Consider the following 17,340-nt stretch of genomic DNA (forward strand, 5'->3'; position numbering starts at 1 on the left):
TACCGCTACCTGTCGGGCGGCGTCCAGTCCGCGGGCGGCACGTCGCGGCGGGCAAGCCGGAGCGCAAGGCCCAATGCCACGCCCACCCCGATGGCGACCGTCAGATCGGCCAGAACGGTCAGTATCATGGTCAGGAGAAGCAAGATCCGGTCCGATACGCGGCCCGAGGTCAGGTAGCCGCGCCAATGCTGAGGTTCCGACATGTTCCAAGCCGTGACCAACAAAAGCCCCGCCAGCGCCGGCATGGCGAGATAGCCGGCAAGCGGGGCCGCCAGCATCATCACGGCAAGGATCACCACCGCGTGAAAGATGCCCGCAAGCGGCGTGCGCCCGCCCGCCCGCACATTGGTCGCGGTGCGCGCGATGGCCCCGGTGGCAGGCAAGCCCCCCATCAGGGCCGAGCCGACATTGGCCACGCCCTGCGCAAGGATTTCGGCATTGGGGCGGTGGCGCCCGTCCACCATCCGGTCGGCAACCATGGCCGACAAAAGCGATTCGATCCCCGCAAGAAAGGCGATGATGAGCGCCGAGGGCAGAAGATCTATCAGTCGCGCCAGCGTGATCTCGGGCAATCGGGGCAGGGGCAGCCGGTCGGGGAGCATCCCGAAACGGGAACCCAGCGTGTCGACCGGCAGGTTCAGGAGCGCGACAACGACCGACACCGCGCCGACGGCCACGATCAGGCCCGGAAAGCGTGGAAAGAGGCGGCGCAACGCGATGATACCGAGGATCGCGCCAAGACCTATGGCAAAGCTCGGCCAATCGAAACTTGCCCGCGCCTCCCAGATCGCGGGGATGCGGTCTAGCGCATCGGCGGGCGTGCCCTCGGGCAGCTTGATGCCCATTGCATCGGGCAGCTGGCTGAGCGCGATGATCGCCGCGATGCCGATGGTGAAACCGTTGATCACCGGTTCAGGGACCAGCCGGATCAGGTTGCCCGCCTTCAGCAGGCCGCCGATGATCAGGATCACCCCCGCCATCAGTGTCGCAAGCACCAGACCGTCGAACCCATGGGTGGCGATGACGCCATGAACCACCACGATGAAAGCCCCGGTGGGGCCGCCGATCTGGACCCGGCTGCCGCCAAGCGCCGAGATCAGGAAGCCCGCAACGATGGCCGTCACCAACCCCGTTTCGGGGGCCGCGCCGGACGCGATGGCGATGGCAAGGCTGAGGGGCAGGGCGACCATGGCCACGGTCACGCCGGCGACGAGATCGGCCAGCACGCTTTTGGGCGTGCTCTGGGGGAGCGTGGTCAGGATCTTGGGCGTCAGCATGAGGCACGTTCGCGGAGCGTCGTTCCGGGGCCGTCCCCCGGGATCACCGCCCGTAGCCTATCCTTGCGCCGCGCCGGTAGCGGGTGCAAGGGGCGCTCAGCCCTGACGCTTGAGCCAGTCCATCACGGCGGGCCGCACGGATTGTGCGCCGCTGGCGCGGGCCTCGTTGATCACCGCCCGCGCCTCGCGCAGGTCGACGCGGCGGATCAGCGACTTGACCGGTCCGATGGAGGCCGGGCGCATCGACAGGGTGCGCAGGCCGATGGCGGCGAAACACAGGGCTTCGACCGGGCGGCCCGCATCCTCGCCACAGAAGCTGAGCGGCGTGTCGGTGTCGCCGCAGCGGTGTACGATCTGTTCGAGAAAGGTCAGGAAGCTGACGTTGAGCGTGTCGTAGCGGCGGCGCACGCGCTCGTTCTCGCGGTCGGCGGCAAAGAAGAATTGTTTCAGGTCATTCCCGCCGATCGAGATGAAATCGCACTCCTCGAAGAAACGGCGCGGCGCGAAGGCGAGGCTGGGGGTTTCCAGCATCGCGCCGATTTCCAGCGTCTCGGGCAGGGTGTGGCCCAGTGCGGCCTCGCGGTCCATCTCGCGCAAGAGGTGATCGCGCGCCTGCGTGTATTCCTCGAGCTGCGCGACGAAGGGGAACATCACCGACAGCGGCCGACCATTGGCCGCGCGGATCAGCGCCTGCAGCTGCATCCGCATCACGCCCGGCTTGTCGAGACCCACCCGGATCGCGCGCCAGCCAAGCGCGGGGTTCGGTTCCTCGGTCGGCTTCATGTAGGGAAGCACCTTGTCCGACCCGATGTCGAGGGTGCGGAAAACCACGCGCTTGGCCCCCGCGGCCTCCATGACACGAGCATAAAGCGCGGCCAGTTCGCCCCTGCGCGGCACCTTGTTGCGGGTCAGGAATTGCAATTCGGTCCGGAAAAGCCCCACGCCTTCGGCCCCTGATGAGGGCAGCGAGGGCAGATCGGCCATCAGCCCTGCGTTCATCTGAAGCGAGACCACCGTGCCGCACAGCGCCTCGGCCGGTTTGTCGCGGATCGAGGCGTAGCGCTCCTGCGCCTCGGCCTGCATCGCAAGCTTGTCGCGGAAGGCGGCGGCGACATTTTCCTCGGGGCGCAGGTGGACGATGCCCTGATCGCCATCGACGAGGATCGCATCGCCGTTCAACGCCTCGGTCAGAATGGGGCGCGCATGGATCACCAACGGAATGGCCAGTGCGCGGGCGACGATGGCGGCATGGCTGCCGACCGAGCCCTCCTCGAGCACGACACCGCGCAGGCGTCGCCCGTAATCGAGCAATTCGGCGGGCCCGATGTTGCGGGCGACCAGAACCGGGTCGGCGGGCAATTCGGCGCCGGTGTCCTTGCCTTGTCCCGTCAGCCGCCGCAGGAGCCGGTTCGACAGGTCGTCGAGATCGTGCAGCCGGTCGCGCATATAGGCGTCGGCCACGGTTTCCATCCGCGCCCGCGCGGTCGATTGTTCCTTTTCCACCGCCGCTTCGGCGGACAGGCCGCGGGCGATATCCTCTTCCATGCGGCGCATCCAGCCGCGGGAATGGGCGAACATCCGGTAGGCTTCGAGCACTTCGCGCTGTTCGCCATCGGCCAGCGGCGCGCGGGTCAGCATGTCGTCGATGTCGAGGCGCAACTGGTCTACCGCGCCGCGCAGGCGGGCCAGTTCCGCTTCCGGGTCGTCGGCGACGGGGCGGGTCACGACCACGCGGGGTTCATGCAGCCAGACATGGCCCATGGCCGTGCCTTCCTGTGCGCAGGCGCCGCGGAACATCGCCTGGCTCTTGTGGCGTTCCGCAAGCGCCGCGCCCTCACCGATGAAGGCGCCAAGCTCGGTCATCTCGGCCAGAACCATGGCGACGACCTCGAGGGCATAGACCTCGTCGTCGGAATATTCGCGCGCATCCTTGGATTGCACGACCAGCACGCCCAGCCGTTCGCCGAGGCGCTGTATCGGCACGCCGAGGAAGCTGGAATAGCGTTCTTCGCCCGTCTCGGGCATGTAGCGGAAGCCGCGTTCGGCGGGTGCGTTGGCTGTGTTGATCGGCTGGGCGGCGCGGGCGACACGGCCCACCAATCCTTCGCCAATCCGCATCCGGGTGACATGGACGGCCTCGGGCGCGAGGCCTTGCGTGGCGCAAAGTTCCAACGTGTCGGAATCGCGCAGCAGGTAAATGGAGCACACTTCCGTGCCCATCGAATCCGCGATCAGGCGTGTGATGCGGTCGAGCCGTTCCTGCCCGGCGCTGGCATCCGCCATGACGGCCTGCAAGCGGCTCAGCAGCTTGCGGCTTTCGGTTTCGGTCCCTTGTGCCATCACCCTCGCCCACGGGCGACCTGCGACGGGGCGCCCCTTGTTCCGGGGATCAGGGATAGCGCGGGGGGATGGGGGCGCGCAACGGGATTGGTTGTCCCGTCGCGCGCAAATTCCGGGTCAGTCGTTCAGAAGATCCGCGTAGACGTGACGCACGATGTTTTCGCGTGCGATGCCACGGCGGGCCAGTTCGGCATCGCTCAGCGCTTGAAGCGACCGGATCTCGTCAAAGCGGGCCTCGGCGTTCTTGGACAGTGCGAAGGCGCGCGCGAGCGCGGCGAAGAAGTGGCCAAGCTGCGCGACAAGCGGGTGGTTGGCGGAATTCTGAGAAAGGGTCTGGGTTGCCATGATGGCCTCTGTCGATAGAGTTTGTGTTCGATCACGACAGGAAATAGGGCTGCGCCCCAATCTCGGTTAGGGCCAATGCTGCAATGCAGCATTGCACGGAGCGCAAGGCCCGGCGTGGTTTTGCATCCCTGCCCCGCGCGCGGATCGCGCTGCGGGGCGGGAAAGGTTCGCTGTCTCAGGCCGCGCGATGCAACCCGAAGGCGTCGTGCAGCGCCTGCACCGCCAGCTCCAGGTACTTGCGGTCGATCAGGACCGACACCTTGATCTCGGAGGTGGTGATCACCTTGATGTTGATCCCTTCGTCGCGGAGCGTCTGGAACATCTTGGCCGCGACGCCTGCATGGCTGCGCATGCCGATGCCAACGATCGAGACCTTGCAGACATCGGTATCGGCCACGAGGCCCGCGAAATCGATCGCGCCCGCCGCCTTGGCGTCCGCCATCGCCTTTTCGGCGCGCTTCACCTCGTTCACCGGGCAGGAAAAGGTCATGTCGGTCGTGCCGCCGTCCGAGATGTTCTGCACGATCATGTCGACATTGACGCCGGCCTCGGCCAAGGGGCCGAAGATGGCTGCGGCGATGCCGGGGCGGTCTGCGACGCCTTGCAGCGTCATCTTGGCCTCGTCGCGGGAATAGGCCACACCGGCCACGACATTGCTTTCCACGATATCCTCCTCGGCACAGACGAGCGTGCCCGCGTCATCCGACATTTCCTCGAAACTGCTGAGCACGCGCAGCTTCACGTTGTAACGCATCGCCAATTCGACCGACCGCGTCTGCAGGACCTTGGCGCCCAGGCTAGCCAGTTCCAGCATCTCCTCGAAGGCGATGCGGTCAAGCTTGCGCGCCTTGGAGGTGATGCGGGGATCGGTCGTGTAGACCCCATCGACATCGGTATAGATGTCGCAGCGCACCGCGTCGAAGGCGGCGGCGAAGGCGACCGCGCTGGTGTCCGACCCGCCGCGCCCGAGCGTGGTGATCCGTCCCTCGCGGCTGATGCCCTGAAAGCCCGCGATCACCGCGACCTTCATGCCTTCGCCGAATTTCTTGAGGATGTTCTCGGTCGGAATCTCCTCGATCCGGGCCGCCGCATGGGCGGAGCTGGTGATCAAAGGCACCTGCCACCCCTGCCAGCTGCGCGCGGGCACATCCATTTCCTGAAGCGTCAGCGCCATCAGTCCCGCGGTGACATTCTCGCCCGATGAGACGACGGCGTCATATTCGCGCGCATCGTAGAGCGGCGAGGTCTCTTCGACGAAGCCCACGAGCTTGTTGGTTTCGCCCGCCATCGCCGAGACGATGACGATCACGTCATGTCCGTTCGCGACCTCGCGGCCGACGCGCTTGGCGGCGCGGCGGATGCGGTCGAGCGTGGCGACCGACGTGCCGCCGAATTTCATCACCAGAATGGACATGGCCCGTCCCTTTGCCAGACGCCGCGCGTCATACGGCGACAGGTGCCCGCCTGCAAGAGCGGGCGGGATCGGGGCAGGCCCCTGGCTTCATCTTTCCACGAATTTGCACACACACGGCCGGGCTCGCGCGGCGCGGGGATCAAAGCGGGTGGTCGCGCCCATCCCAGGTTTCGAAACAGCCCGTGCGGGTCAGATCAAGCGCTGCGAAACGCGCTGTCAGTCCCGATATCGCCTCGGCGGTCGTGATCTCTGCAGCGTCTCCGCCCATGTCGGTCTGCACCCAGCCGGGGTGATAGACGCCGACCGCGATCTTGCGCGGTTTGAGATCGGCGGCAAGATTGCGTCCGAGGTTGAGAACGGCGGATTTGGAAGCGCGGTAGATGTAGCTGCCGCCCGGCGCGCGGGTGTTCGAGCCCATCTGGCTACCGATGATCGCGATCTTGGGGCTTTGCGCCAAGGAGAGATTGGGCAAAAGCGCCTGTATGGTCAGGAAAACGCCGGTCACGTTCACCGAGAAGGTCTCGGCCCAGAGTGCGGGCGCGAAACCATCGTCAAGCGACTGACCCTTGTCGGAATAGATCCCGGCATTGCAGATCAGGAGATCGATGGCGCGGCCTTCCATCCGGTCGGCCAGCGCCTTGACCGAGGTGGGATCGGCCACGTCCAAACGCGCCGCGCCCGTCGCGCCGCGCGCGGTCGCCGTCACCTCGGCCCCCTCGGCGCGGTAGGCGTCGGCCAGACCCTTGCCGATGCCGCGACTGGCGCCAGTGATCAGAACATGCATGGTCGATCCTCCTGTTTCCGAGGGCCCGGGGTAACGGGGATGACAGGAATTGCAAGGTCTGTGCGGGTGGCGCGCCCTGTCCTGGGGGGCTCTGCCCCCGTCGCGCCTTGCGCGCCTCCCCCGGAGTTTTTCGGCCAAGATGAAGGGGCCGTTAACCTTGATGGCAGGTTAATCGGGCAGGTACCGGGCGGCTTCGCGCCGGGCGAAGGGTTTGAGCGTTTGGCCATGGCTGGCAAGCCAGGTCGTTACCATGGCCGGGTCCCGTTTCGACAGATCGCGCAGCCACCAGGCGATGGCCTTCTGGATGAACCAATCCGGGTCCGAGGCCAGCGTTTCGCACCAGCCGAGGATGCGGGCGCGGGCGGCGGCCTCGGTCGGGTTCGGGTGACGCGACTTGGTGAAGGGCAGGGTGAAGACCAGCGCCGCGCGACGGGTCCAGACGTGGTCGCTGCCCACCCAGGTCTGGATCCGGTCGAGGCGAGCGGGATCTTGCACCACGCGTTTCTGGCCACCTTGGGCCACGGCATCGGCGATGGCCCAACTGTCGAAACCGGGCACGAAACCAAGGATGCAGTCCCAAGCGAGGGCATCGTCGGGGCGCATCCGGGCCTGAATGAAAAGTTTACCGGCCGCGATCCGTGCCTCGAAGATGTCGCTGGCCCAGAGGCCTTCGGCAAGCGTTACGAGGCCCGGCTGGTCGAGTGATTTGCGCCAAGCCTCGGCCAGTTCGCCGGTCAGCGCATTGGACAGGCCCAGAACCTCGCGGCTCTGTTTGTGATAGGTGGCCATCTCGGCGGCGCGGGCAACATCCGCGTGGGAACGGAGCGTGGCGAGGGCGTCGGCGGGCGTCATCTGGGCCGCGCGATCCGCCAATCGAGATGCGCCCTCACTGTCGGCCAATCGGTTGCGGTGATGGAATAAACCGCCGTGTCGCGGATCGTGCCGTTGGGCATCCTAAGATGCGCGCGCAAGATACCGTCGAGTTGCGCGCCAAGCCGCTCGATAGCGCGGCGGGATTGCTGGTTCAGGCGATGGGTGCGGAATTCGACGGCAAGGCAGCCCCAGACGTCAAAGGCCTGTTCAAGCATCAGGCGTTTTGCTTCCGTGTTCACGGGGCCGCGCTGCGCCGACGGGATGATCCAGGTCGAGCCGATCTCGACCCTTGGGGTCGTATGGTCGATATGCATGTAGGTGGTCATGCCGACGGCCGCGCCGGTCGGGTCGAGGATCGTGAAGGGGATCATCTCCCCCCGGTCGCGCAATGCGAGGCGGCGGTCGATCTCGGCCGCCATGCCCTCGGGCGGCGGGACGAAAGTGTACCAAAGCTCATGCAGCCGACCGGCTTTCACTTCAGCCGCAAGGGCTGTTGCATGGTCGGGGGACAGTGGCACCAGCCGGACATTCCGCCCGGTCAGGCTCAGGTCGGGCGGGCCGAGGCGGCTCACGTCCAGGACCAACTTTGCGGATCGATCCCCGCCTCGGCCGACAGCGCGTCGATCAGCGCGATGGTACGTTCGCCGTGAACCTTGGCCAGTTCGCGGACGATGAGCGGCCAGAGTGCCGCCATTTCGTCTTGGGTGATCTCGCGCCCGTATTCGTGGTCCCAGTCGCCCGCCATGGACTCGTGCAGGGGACCCGCGTCGCAGGCCGACAGCAGGAAGAGCGATTTCGCCGCGTCGTATCCGGCCGAGAGCGTGTGCCGGTCGATGCCCTTTTCGTTGGGAAATTCCTTTTGGAACACGTCGCGCTGCATCGTCACTCCACCGTCACGGATTTGGCGAGGTTGCGGGGCTGGTCGACGTCCGTGCCCTTTGCGATGGCGGTGTGATAGGCCAAAAGCTGGGCAGGGATGGCGTAGAGCATGGGCGCCGTCAGACGCCCGGCGGAGGGCAGGGTGAGGACGGCGGCCGTGCCATCGGCGGCGGTGGCGGCGCCTGCGGCATCGGTCACCAGCGTAACCTGACCGCCCCGGGCCATGACCTCCTGCATGTTCGAGACGGTCTTGTCGAAAAGCGCATCATGCGGCGCGAAAACCAGCACCGGCAGGCTGCGGTCGATCAGCGCGATGGGGCCATGTTTCAGTTCGCCCGAGGCATAGGCCTCGGCATGGATGTAGCTGAGCTCCTTGAGCTTCAGCGCCGCCTCGAGCGCCGTGGCATACATCACCCCGCGCCCGAGGAAGAGGGCGGATTTCGCCTCGGCCAGACCGGCTGCGATGGCCGCGATCCGGGGTTCGAGGGCAAGGACATGGCGCATCTGTTCGGGGACATGGCGCAGCGCCTCGATCTCGGCGGAGAGTTCGGGGGCGCTCATCACGCCGCGTTGGCCCGCCGCATGGAGCGCCAGAAGCGCCAGAACGCCCAACTGGTTCACATAGGCCTTGGTCGAGGCGACGGAGACCTCGACCCCTGCCATGATCGCGAGCGCCACATCGCTTTCGCGCGCGATCGAGGAGGTGCCGACATTCACGAGGCTTGCCACCAGATCGGCACGCCCGCGCATGTAGCGGAGGGCTGCCAAAGTGTCGGCGGTTTCGCCCGATTGGCTGACGAAGAGCGCCAGTGTGCGCGGGGCGACGGGCGGTTCGCGGTAGCGGAATTCGGAGGCGACATCGACCTCGCAGGGCAGACCCGCCACCTGTTCGAACCAGTATTTGGCCGTCAGGCAGGAATAATAGCCGGTGCCGCAGGCGACCAGCACGACCCGGTCGAAGCGGGTGAAATCGAGCGCTTCGGGAAAGACCGGGGCCGCGCCCGGCGCGTAGCGGCCCAAGGCCTCGGTGAAGACCAGGGGCTGTTCGTGGATCTCCTTGGCCATGAAATGCTTGTAGCCCGCCTTGTCGATCACGGCGGCGCGGGCTTCGATCCGCGTTTCGGCGCGGCTGACGGGATTGTGGTGTTCGTCGACGATCTCGACGCCCGCGCGGGTGACAAAGGCGTGGTCGCCTTCCTCCAGATAGGTGATCCGGTCGGTGAGGGGCGCGAGCGCGATGGCGTCCGAGCCCACGAACATCTCGCCCTCGCCATGACCGATGGCCAGCGGCGATCCCTTTCGGGCGGCGACGATCAGGTCATCCTCGCCGTCGAAGAGAAAGCAAAGCGCGAAAGCCCCTTCGAGGCGCGCGGTGGTTGCCAGCGCGGCATCGCGCGGGGACAGGCCTTGAGCCATATAATGGGCGCACAGATGCGCGACGGTTTCGGTATCCGTCTCGCTTTCGAAATTCGCGCCAGCAAGTTCGGCACGCAAACTGCGGTAATTCTCGATGATCCCGTTGTGGACCACCGCGACCGGGCCTTTCTGGTGGGGATGGGCGTTGGCCTCGGTGGGCGCGCCATGGGTGGCCCAGCGGGTGTGCCCGATGCCGGTTTTGCCGGGAAGGGGCTCGTGGACCAGCCGGTCGGACAGGTTGATGAGTTTGCCCACCGCGCGGCGGCGGTCGAGATCGCCGTCGTCGAGCGTGGCGATCCCCGCGCTGTCATAACCGCGATATTCCAGACGCTTGAGCGCCTCGAGGATCAGGGGGGCAACCTCGTGGGTGCCGAGAATGCCGACGATACCGCACATGGGTCTAGCCTTTCCTTGCCGCCTTGATCGCGCGCAGCCGGTCCATCAGCTTGACGGCGAGCCCCGGCTTGTTGACCTGTTTTGCCCGCCCCAACGCCAATGCGCCGGGGGGGACATCCTCGGTGATGACCGACCCGCTAGCCGTCATGGCGCGGTCGCCCAGCGTGACGGGGGCCACCAGCATCGTGTCCGAGCCGATGAAGGCGTCACGCCCGATGGTGGTGCGGTGCTTCATCACGCCATCGTAGTTGCAGGTGACGGTGCCCGCGCCGATGTTCGTGCGTTCGCCCACGGTCGCGTCGCCGATATAGGTCAGGTGGTTGACCTTGGCCCCGTCGCCGATCTGGGCTTCTTTCACCTCGACGAAATTGCCGATGCGCGCGTCATTGCCGATTTCCGCGCCGGGGCGCAGGCGAGCGTAGGGGCCGATCACCGCGCCCGCGCTGACGTGGCAGCCTTCGAGATGAGAAAAGGCGCGGATCTGCGCGCCGGATTCCACCGTGACGCCGGGGCCGAAGACGACATTCGGTTCGATCTCGGCATCGCGGCCGATCCATGTGTCCAGCGCGAAGAACACCGTGTCGGGGGCTTGCATGGCGACGCCATTGTCCAGCATTTCCAAGCGCTTGTTGGTCTGAAACGTGACTTCGGCTGCGGCGAGTTCGGGGCGGGAATTGATGCCGAGCGTTTCCGCCTCGGGGCAGAGGATGGCGGTGGCCGACAGACCCTCGGCGCGGGCGAGCGCGGGCAGGTCGGTCAGGTAATACTCGCCTGCCGCGTTGTTGTTTGTGACCTTGGCCAGAAGGCGCAGGAGCGTTTGGGCGTCGGCGGCCAGAAGGCCGGAATTGCAGGTGTCGACGGCGAGTTCCGCAGGCGTGGCATCCTTGGCCTCGACGATGCGGTCGAGCCGGTCGCCGTCGAGGATCAGGCGTCCGTAGCGGCCCGGATCGGCGGCGCGGAAGCCCAGCACAACGATGTCATGCGTGGCACGCGCGGCCTGCATCGCGGCCAGTGTTTCGGGGCGGATGAAGGGCGTGTCGGCGTAAAGGACGATGGCGTCGCCTTCAAAATCTGCAAGCGCATCAGCGGCTTGCAGGACAGCATGGCCAGTGCCCAGCTGCGGTTCCTGACGGGCGCAGGTGGCAAAGGGCATGAGATCTTCGACGGCTGCCTCCACCGCTTCGGCGCCGTGGCCGGTGATGACGACGATCCGCGACGGCTCGAGCGTGGCGCCCGCGAAAAGCGCATGGGCGACAAGTGGCATTCCGCCCAGCTTGTGCAGGGGTTTGGGAAGGTCCGAATTCATCCGCGTGCCTTGCCCGGCAGCAAGAATGATGAGGGCGATGGGCCTTGCGGCCTGCGGTTCGGACATGGGTCTGCCTGCTTTCTCTTGCTTGCGCCCGTTTTACCTATGGCCGGTGCTGGTGCAAGCGCGGGCTGCTTCACTTTGCTTAACGCCCTGTTACAAACGGGGGCAGAAACTTGCCGAGATCTTAACGAAACTGCCGAGATCTTAACGAAAGGATACTCATGCGCTGCGTGATCTTCGACCTCGACGGGACGCTGGCGGATACGGCGGGCGATCTGATCGCGGCGGCCAATGCCGCGCTCGGGATGATGGGCCATGCCCCGCAACTGGCGATGGGGGCCGATGACGGCGTCGCGCTGCGCGGCGGGCGGGCGATGCTGCGGTTGGCGGCAGAGCGGATGGCGCTGGAGGATGACGGCGCGATGGTCGAGGCGGGCTATCCGCTGCTGCTCGACGCCTATGGCGCGGCGATCGACACGCATACGACGCTCTACCCCGGCGCGATGGAGGCGGTGGCGCGGTTGAAGGCGCGGGGCGTGGCGGTGGGCATCTGCACCAACAAGCCCGAGGGCTTGGCTGAGACGCTCTTGACCCGTCTGGGGGTTCGCGGGGAATTCGGCGCGCTGATCGGGGCCGACACGCTGCCGGTGCGCAAACCCGATCCCGCACCGCTGCGCGAGGCGGTGATGCGGGCGGGCGGGGCGATGGAACGGTCGATCCTGATCGGGGATACGGTGACGGACCGCGAGACGGCGCGCGCCGCCGGACGGCCCTGCGCGCTCGTTACCTTCGGGCCAATGGGGCAGGCGGTGGCCGATCTGGAGCCCGAAGCCCTGATCGAGCATTACGACGCGCTCGATGCGATCATCGACCGGCTGATCCCATGACGCTATTCGGGCGAGGGGCCATTGACGAAGCGGCCACGCCCGCCAATTCTCGCCCCATGGAAAAACCCGTCTTCAAAGGCAAGTTCACCCAGCAAGAACCGATCCCCGAGGCGGCGATCGAGGCTGCGGTCGCCGTCATGCGGTCCGGCCGCCTGCACCGTTACAACCTGATCGGCGAGGAAGAGGGCGAGGTTTCGGCGCTGGAGCGCGAATTTGCGGCCTATACCGGCGCGCGCTACGCGCTGGCCGTCGCGTCGGGCGGCTATGCGATGGGGTGTGCGCTCAGGGCGCTCGGCGTCGGCCATGGAGACCGTGTCTTGTCGAACGGTTTCACGCTCGCGCCGGTGCCGGGGGCCATCGCCAGCGTTGGGGCGGATCCGGTATTCGTCGAGACGACCGAAGCCTTGACCATAGACATCGACGATCTGGCGGTGAAGGCGCGTGCGTCGGCGGCGCGGGTTCTGCTGCTCAGCCACATGCGCGGGCATATCTGCGACATGGACCGGCTGATGGAGGTGGCGCGGGTCCATGGCCTGCAGGTGATCGAGGATTGCGCGCATACGATGGGGGCCGCGTGGCGCGGCACGCCTTCGGGGCGTCATGGGGTGATCGGCTGCTATTCGACCCAGACCTACAAGCACATGAATTCGGGCGAGGGCGGCCTGCTGGTGTCGGACGATGCCGATGTGATGGCGCGCGCCATCATGTTGTCGGGGTCCTACATGCTGTTTGGGCGGCACACGGCGGGGCCATCCGTCGACCGGTTCGCGACGGTGAAATACGAGACGCCCAATGTCTCGGGCCGGATGGATCATTTGCGGGCCGCGATCTTGCGCCCGCAACTGGCCGATCTGCCGGCGCAGGTTGCGCGGTGGAACGCGCTTTACCGCACGCTGGAGGAAGGGTTGCGCAACCTGCCGGGTGTGCGGCTGATCGAACGCCCGCCACAGGAAAGCATCGTCGGTTCGTCCTTCCAGTTCCTGTTGCCGGACTGGTCAGGGGAGGCGGTGCGCGCCTTGGTTGCGGCCTGTGGGGCGCGGGGGGTGGAGCTGAAATGGTTCGGGGCGAGGGAGCCCGTCGCCTTCACCTCGCGCTATGACAGCTGGCGCTATGCGCCGCCGCAGTACCTGCCGAGGACCGATGCGATCCTTGCGGGGCTGATCGACATGCGCCTGCCGCTGACATTCTCGGAGGCCGATGTGCGGTTGATCGGGTCGATCATCCGCGACGAGGTCATGGGAGCGAGCGCGCAGGCGGCGGAGTAAGGGAGCGTTTTCCTGCAGGAAAACGGGACGGAAATCCCGAGATTTCCGGCGCCGAAAACTCGAGTTTTCCGCTCTCTTCAGACCAGACGGGAATTTTCCTTGGCCGCGCGCACGAAGTCGCGGAACAGCGGGTGCGGCGCGAAGGGTTTGGATTTCAGTTCCGGGTGGAACTGAACGCCGATGAACCACGGATGATCCTCGACCTCGACGATCTCGGGCAGGCGGCCATCGGGCGACATGCCGGAAAACTTGAGGCCCTGCGCCTCGAGCGCCTCGCGGTACTTGATGTCGACCTCGTAGCGGTGGCGGTGGCGTTCCTCGATGGCCAAGGATCCATAGACCTCGGCCACCTTGGAGCCTTCTTTGAGCACGGCGTCATAGGCCCCGAGGCGCATCGTGCCGCCCTTGGCGTCCGTCAGCTTGCGCTTGACCTTGTGGTTGCCCTGAACCCATTCCTTGAGATGGTAGACCACGGGCGTGAAACGCTTTTTTCCGGCTTCGTGGTCGAATTCCTCGGAGCCGGCGTCGCCCAAGCTGGCGAGATTGCGCGCCGCTTCGATCACGGCCATCTGCATGCCGAGACAGATGCCGAGATAAGGCACCTTGCGGGTGCGGGCGAATTCGGCCGCCTTGATCTTGCCCTCGGTGCCACGTTCACCGAAGCCGCCGGGGACGAGGATCGCGTCGAACCCTTCGAGCCAGGGGGCCGGATCCTCGCGTTCGAAGATCTCGGCGTCGATCCATTCGGCCTTGACCTTGACGCGGTTGGCCATGCCGCCATGGGTCAGGGCCTCGGCGATGGATTTGTAGGCGTCTTCGAGCTGCGTGTATTTGCCGACGATGGCCACGCGCACTTCGCCCTCGGGGTTGTGGATGCGGTCGGCCACGTCTTCCCAGATCGTCAGGTCGGGCCGGGGCGCGGGGCTGATCTGGAAGGCGTCGAGCACGGCCTGATCCAAGCCTTCGCGGTGATAGGCGAGCGGGGCCTCGTAGATCGAGGCGAGGTCCTGGGCCGCGATCACGGCATCGGGGCGGACGTTGCAGAAGAGCGCGAGTTTCTCGCGTTCCTTGGCAGGGATCGGCCCTTCGGAGCGGCAGACGAGGATGTCGGGCGCGATGCCGATGGAGCGGAGTTCCTTGACCGAATGCTGCGTGGGCTTGGTTTTCAGCTCGCCCGAGGCCTTGATGAAGGGCAGGAGCGTCAGGTGCATGAAGATGCATTGGCCGCGCGGCTTTTCCTGACCGAACTGGCGGATCGCCTCGAAGAAGGGCAGGCCTTCGATGTCGCCCACGGTGCCGCCGATTTCGCAAAGCATGAAATCGACCTCATCCTCGCCGATGCGGAGGAAATCCTTGATCTCGTTGGTGACGTGGGGAATCACCTGGATCGTTTTCCCGAGGTAATCGCCGCGCCGCTCTTTCTCGAGCACGTTGGAATAGATTCGGCCCGAAGAGACCGAATCCGTCATGCGGGCCGCGACGCCGGTGAAGCGTTCGTAATGGCCAAGGTCGAGATCGGTTTCCGCGCCGTCATCGGTCACGAAGACCTCGCCATGCTCGAAGGGCGACATCGTGCCGGGGTCGACGTTGAGATAGGGGTCGAGCTTGCGCAGGCGGACCGTGAAGCCGCGGGCCTGCAAGAGCGCCCCCAGCGCCGCCGAGGCCAAACCCTTGCCAAGCGAGGAGACCACACCGCCGGTGATGAAAATATAGCGCGCCATGTCGAAAGCTCTCCCGCGTCGGGTGGGCTGCGATGCGTCCGCAACCCTGTCTGCCAATCCCAATACCACGGGATTTGAGAATAACCGGATTCGGCCCGACCCTGCAAGCCGAACCGCTAAATCCTGTGAGAATTGGGGGAAAATCCCCTAGATATACGAGGTTTTTGCCTCAGTCGGTGCGCGGCGGCAGGGCGGGCGCATCGCCCGTCACAGGCGGCAGAAGCGCATCGGCGGGCGGCAGGAGCGAGCCATCGTCGGTGGGCGCCTGTTCGGTCGTGCCCGTTCCCACGCGGTCGAGGACCGAGGACCCGGCCGAGTTCTGCGCGGCGAGGATCGTCAGGGTGATCGAGGTGGCGAGAAAGGCGATGGCGAAGGCCCAGGTCAGTTTGCCGAGCGCGGTGGCGGCCTGGCGTCCCGTCATCACGCCGCCACCGCCGCCCATGCCCAGACCGCCCCCTTCGGAGCGCTGCAACAGCACCACGCCGATCAGGCAGATCGCGAGGATCAGGTGGACGACGAGGATGACATTTTCCATGGGCGGGGTCCCTTTGCGAGGCCGGGCTCGTAATTTCGCGTCTCTCTATGGGATGCGGCATGCCGCCGCAAGACCCGTGCCGACAACCATAGCGCGAGTCGGGCTTTCACATGCAAGAATTTTGTTGCAAGTGAAGCGAAACCCGCCACGGGACACGAATGTATACCGTTTCTTTCCGCCGACCCGTGGTGTGGCGGGATGCGCGGCGGCATGTCGCATCTTTCGACAAGGACGGCATGGCAGGCGAGACTCTGCTTTCAACCCGGACACGGCCCCGGTATAGCGCCCGGGGCTTTAGAACCGGAGGATCCGCCATGGCCAATGTTGTCGTCGTCGGCGCCCAGTGGGGCGATGAAGGCAAGGGCAAGATCGTCGACTGGTTGAGCGAGCGGGCCGATGTGATCGCCCGGTTCCAAGGCGGTCACAATGCCGGTCACACCTTGGTGATCGACGGGAAGGTCTACAAGCTGAACGCGCTGCCGTCTGGCGTGGTGCGCGGCGGCAAGCTCAGCGTGATCGGCAATGGCGTGGTGCTGGACCCCTGGCACCTGGTCGGCGAGATCGCGTCGATCCGGCAGCAGGGCGTCGAGATCACGCCCGAGACGCTGATGATCGCGGAGAACACGCCGCTGATCCTGCCGATCCATGGCGAACTGGACCGGGCGCGCGAGGAAGCGGCGAGCGCCGGCACCAAGATCGGTACGACCGGGCGGGGCATCGGCCCGGCCTACGAGGACAAGGTGGGCCGCCGGTCGGTGCGGGTGGCGGATCTGGCCGATGATGCGACATTGCAGGCGCGGGTCGACCGGGCGCTGCAACATCACAACCCGCTGCGGCGGGGCCTCGGGATCGAGGAGGTCGATCGGGACGCGCTTTTGGACAAGCTGCGCGCCATCGCGCCCGAGATCCTGCCCTATGCCGCGCCGGTCTGGAGAGTGCTGAACGAGAACCGCAAGGCCGGGAAGCGCATCCTGTTCGAAGGGGCGCAGGGCGCGCTGCTGGACATCGATTTCGGCACCTATCCCTTCGTCACCTCGTCCAACGTGATCGCGGGGCAGGCGGCAACGGGTGTCGGCATTGGGCCCACCGCCATCGATTACGTTCTGGGCATCGTGAAGGCCTATACGACCCGCGTGGGCGAGGGGCCGTTTCCGACCGAGCTGAAGGATGCCGATGGCCAGCGGCTGGGCGAGCGGGGGCGTGAATTCGGCACGGTGACGGGGCGCAAGCGGCGCTGCGGCTGGTTTGACGCCTGCCTTGTGCGCCAGACCTGCGCCACGAGCGGCGTCAAGGGCATCGCGCTGACCAAGCTCGACGTTCTGGACGGCTTCGACACGCTGAAGATCTGCGTGGGCTACGACCTCGACGGCCAGCTGCTCGACTACCTGCCCACGGCCGCCGAACAGCAGGCGCGCTGCGTTCCCGTCTACGAGGAAATGCCGGGTTGGTCCGCCTCGACCGAGGGTGCGCGCAGCTGGGCCGATCTGCCGGGCGAAGCGGTGAAATACGTCCGCCGCATCGAAGAGTTGATCGAATGCCCGGTGGCCCTACTGTCCACCTCACCCGAACGGGACGACACGATACTTGTCACCGACCCGTTCGCGGACTGACATCCGAACGACCCGGAAGGGACACCCATGGCGTTGAGCTACAAAACCCGGCGGCGGTTGTCGCTGGTCATCCTGATCTTCGGTCTGCCGGCCTATATCGCGCTGGCGTGGTGGATCATGAGCCTGTTCGACCGCCCGTCGATCTGGCTGGAACTGGGCATTTACACCATTCTGGGCATCCTGTGGGCCCTGCCGCTCAAGGCTGTGTTCAAGGGTGTGGGACAGGCCGATCCGGACGCGCCGCCGCACGAGTGACAATAGGCGCATGAATGCGAAAAGGCCCCGCAGG

16 protein-coding genes are annotated in these 17,340 nt (G+C 66.1%); 4 read left to right on the top strand and 12 right to left on the bottom strand.

Annotation, left to right across the window (positions count from 1 at the left end; all coding sequences use genetic code 11):
• Positions 1-5: 5 nt before the first annotated feature.
• The 10 genes from QQK63_RS12595 to glmU all read right to left on the bottom strand — a co-directional run bounded on the left by QQK63_RS12595 (position 6) and on the right by glmU (position 11,096).
• A complete protein-coding gene (locus QQK63_RS12595) occupies positions 6-1,277 on the bottom strand; it encodes a SulP family inorganic anion transporter (protein ID WP_336618794.1) in 1,272 nt (423 codons plus the stop codon).
• A gap of 96 nt (positions 1,278-1,373) precedes the next feature.
• Positions 1,374-3,617 carry a phosphoenolpyruvate--protein phosphotransferase gene (gene ptsP / locus QQK63_RS12600; RefSeq protein WP_277824052.1) on the bottom strand — a complete coding sequence of 748 codons (2,244 nt, stop codon included), beginning with the start codon at positions 3,615-3,617 and terminating at the stop codon, positions 1,374-1,376.
• A gap of 117 nt (positions 3,618-3,734) precedes the next feature.
• The gene (locus tag QQK63_RS12605; protein WP_277824050.1) at positions 3,735-3,962 is read right to left on the bottom strand and encodes a hypothetical protein; all 228 of its coding nucleotides are present in this window, start codon (positions 3,960-3,962) and stop codon (positions 3,735-3,737) included.
• Between the two features lie 175 nt (positions 3,963-4,137).
• On the bottom strand, positions 4,138-5,376 hold the full coding sequence (locus QQK63_RS12610) for an aspartate kinase (protein ID WP_277824048.1): 1,239 nt from the start codon (positions 5,374-5,376) through the stop codon (positions 4,138-4,140).
• Between the two features lie 139 nt (positions 5,377-5,515).
• On the bottom strand, positions 5,516-6,160 hold the full coding sequence (locus QQK63_RS12615; RefSeq protein WP_277824046.1) for an SDR family NAD(P)-dependent oxidoreductase: 645 nt from the start codon (positions 6,158-6,160) through the stop codon (positions 5,516-5,518).
• A gap of 168 nt (positions 6,161-6,328) precedes the next feature.
• Positions 6,329-7,012, bottom strand: coding sequence for a DNA alkylation repair protein (locus QQK63_RS12620; protein WP_277824044.1), 684 nt, complete (start codon positions 7,010-7,012; stop codon positions 6,329-6,331).
• Positions 7,009-7,605, bottom strand: a complete 597-nt coding sequence (locus QQK63_RS12625; protein ID WP_277824042.1) for a GNAT family N-acetyltransferase — start codon at positions 7,603-7,605, stop codon at positions 7,009-7,011. The genes QQK63_RS12620 and QQK63_RS12625 overlap by 4 nt, the downstream gene beginning before the upstream one ends.
• Complete coding sequence (locus QQK63_RS12630) at positions 7,602-7,913, bottom strand: hypothetical protein (protein ID WP_277824040.1); 312 nt, start codon at positions 7,911-7,913, stop codon at positions 7,602-7,604. Before QQK63_RS12630 ends, QQK63_RS12625 begins: the two co-directional genes overlap by 4 nt.
• A gap of 2 nt (positions 7,914-7,915) precedes the next feature.
• On the bottom strand, positions 7,916-9,724 hold the full coding sequence (gene glmS, locus QQK63_RS12635) for a glutamine--fructose-6-phosphate transaminase (isomerizing) (protein ID WP_277824038.1): 1,809 nt from the start codon (positions 9,722-9,724) through the stop codon (positions 7,916-7,918).
• A gap of 4 nt (positions 9,725-9,728) precedes the next feature.
• Positions 9,729-11,096 carry a bifunctional UDP-N-acetylglucosamine diphosphorylase/glucosamine-1-phosphate N-acetyltransferase GlmU gene (gene glmU / locus QQK63_RS12640; RefSeq protein WP_277824036.1) on the bottom strand — a complete coding sequence of 456 codons (1,368 nt, stop codon included), beginning with the start codon at positions 11,094-11,096 and terminating at the stop codon, positions 9,729-9,731.
• 158 nt (positions 11,097-11,254) lie between these two features.
• Between glmU and QQK63_RS12645 the strand changes: the two genes are divergently transcribed.
• A complete protein-coding gene (locus QQK63_RS12645; RefSeq protein ID WP_277824034.1) occupies positions 11,255-11,920 on the top strand; it encodes an HAD-IA family hydrolase in 666 nt (221 codons plus the stop codon).
• Positions 11,921-11,976: 56 nt separating this feature from the next.
• On the top strand, positions 11,977-13,185 hold the full coding sequence (locus tag QQK63_RS12650) for a DegT/DnrJ/EryC1/StrS family aminotransferase (RefSeq protein ID WP_277825891.1): 1,209 nt from the start codon (positions 11,977-11,979) through the stop codon (positions 13,183-13,185).
• 77 nt (positions 13,186-13,262) lie between these two features.
• Here QQK63_RS12650 and pyrG read toward each other — a convergent pair whose 3' ends face one another.
• Positions 13,263-14,906 (bottom strand): CTP synthase, encoded by a 1,644-nt coding sequence (gene pyrG / locus QQK63_RS12655; protein WP_277824032.1) that lies wholly within the window; start codon positions 14,904-14,906, stop codon positions 13,263-13,265.
• A 169-nt stretch (positions 14,907-15,075) separates the two neighbouring features.
• Positions 15,076-15,441 (bottom strand): preprotein translocase subunit SecG, encoded by a 366-nt coding sequence (gene secG, locus QQK63_RS12660; protein WP_277824030.1) that lies wholly within the window; start codon positions 15,439-15,441, stop codon positions 15,076-15,078.
• Positions 15,442-15,755: 314 nt separating this feature from the next.
• Here secG and QQK63_RS12665 point away from each other — a divergent pair, with 314 nt between their 5' ends.
• The gene (locus tag QQK63_RS12665; RefSeq protein WP_277824028.1) at positions 15,756-17,051 is read left to right on the top strand and encodes an adenylosuccinate synthase; all 1,296 of its coding nucleotides are present in this window, start codon (positions 15,756-15,758) and stop codon (positions 17,049-17,051) included.
• A gap of 27 nt (positions 17,052-17,078) precedes the next feature.
• Positions 17,079-17,306 carry a DUF2842 domain-containing protein gene (locus tag QQK63_RS12670; RefSeq protein WP_277824026.1) on the top strand — a complete coding sequence of 76 codons (228 nt, stop codon included), beginning with the start codon at positions 17,079-17,081 and terminating at the stop codon, positions 17,304-17,306.
• Positions 17,307-17,340 lie beyond the last annotated feature (34 nt).

Source organism: Roseicyclus marinus (assembly GCF_030163795.1).
In the GTDB taxonomy this organism is placed as follows: Bacteria; Pseudomonadota; Alphaproteobacteria; order Rhodobacterales; family Rhodobacteraceae; genus Roseicyclus; species Roseicyclus marinus.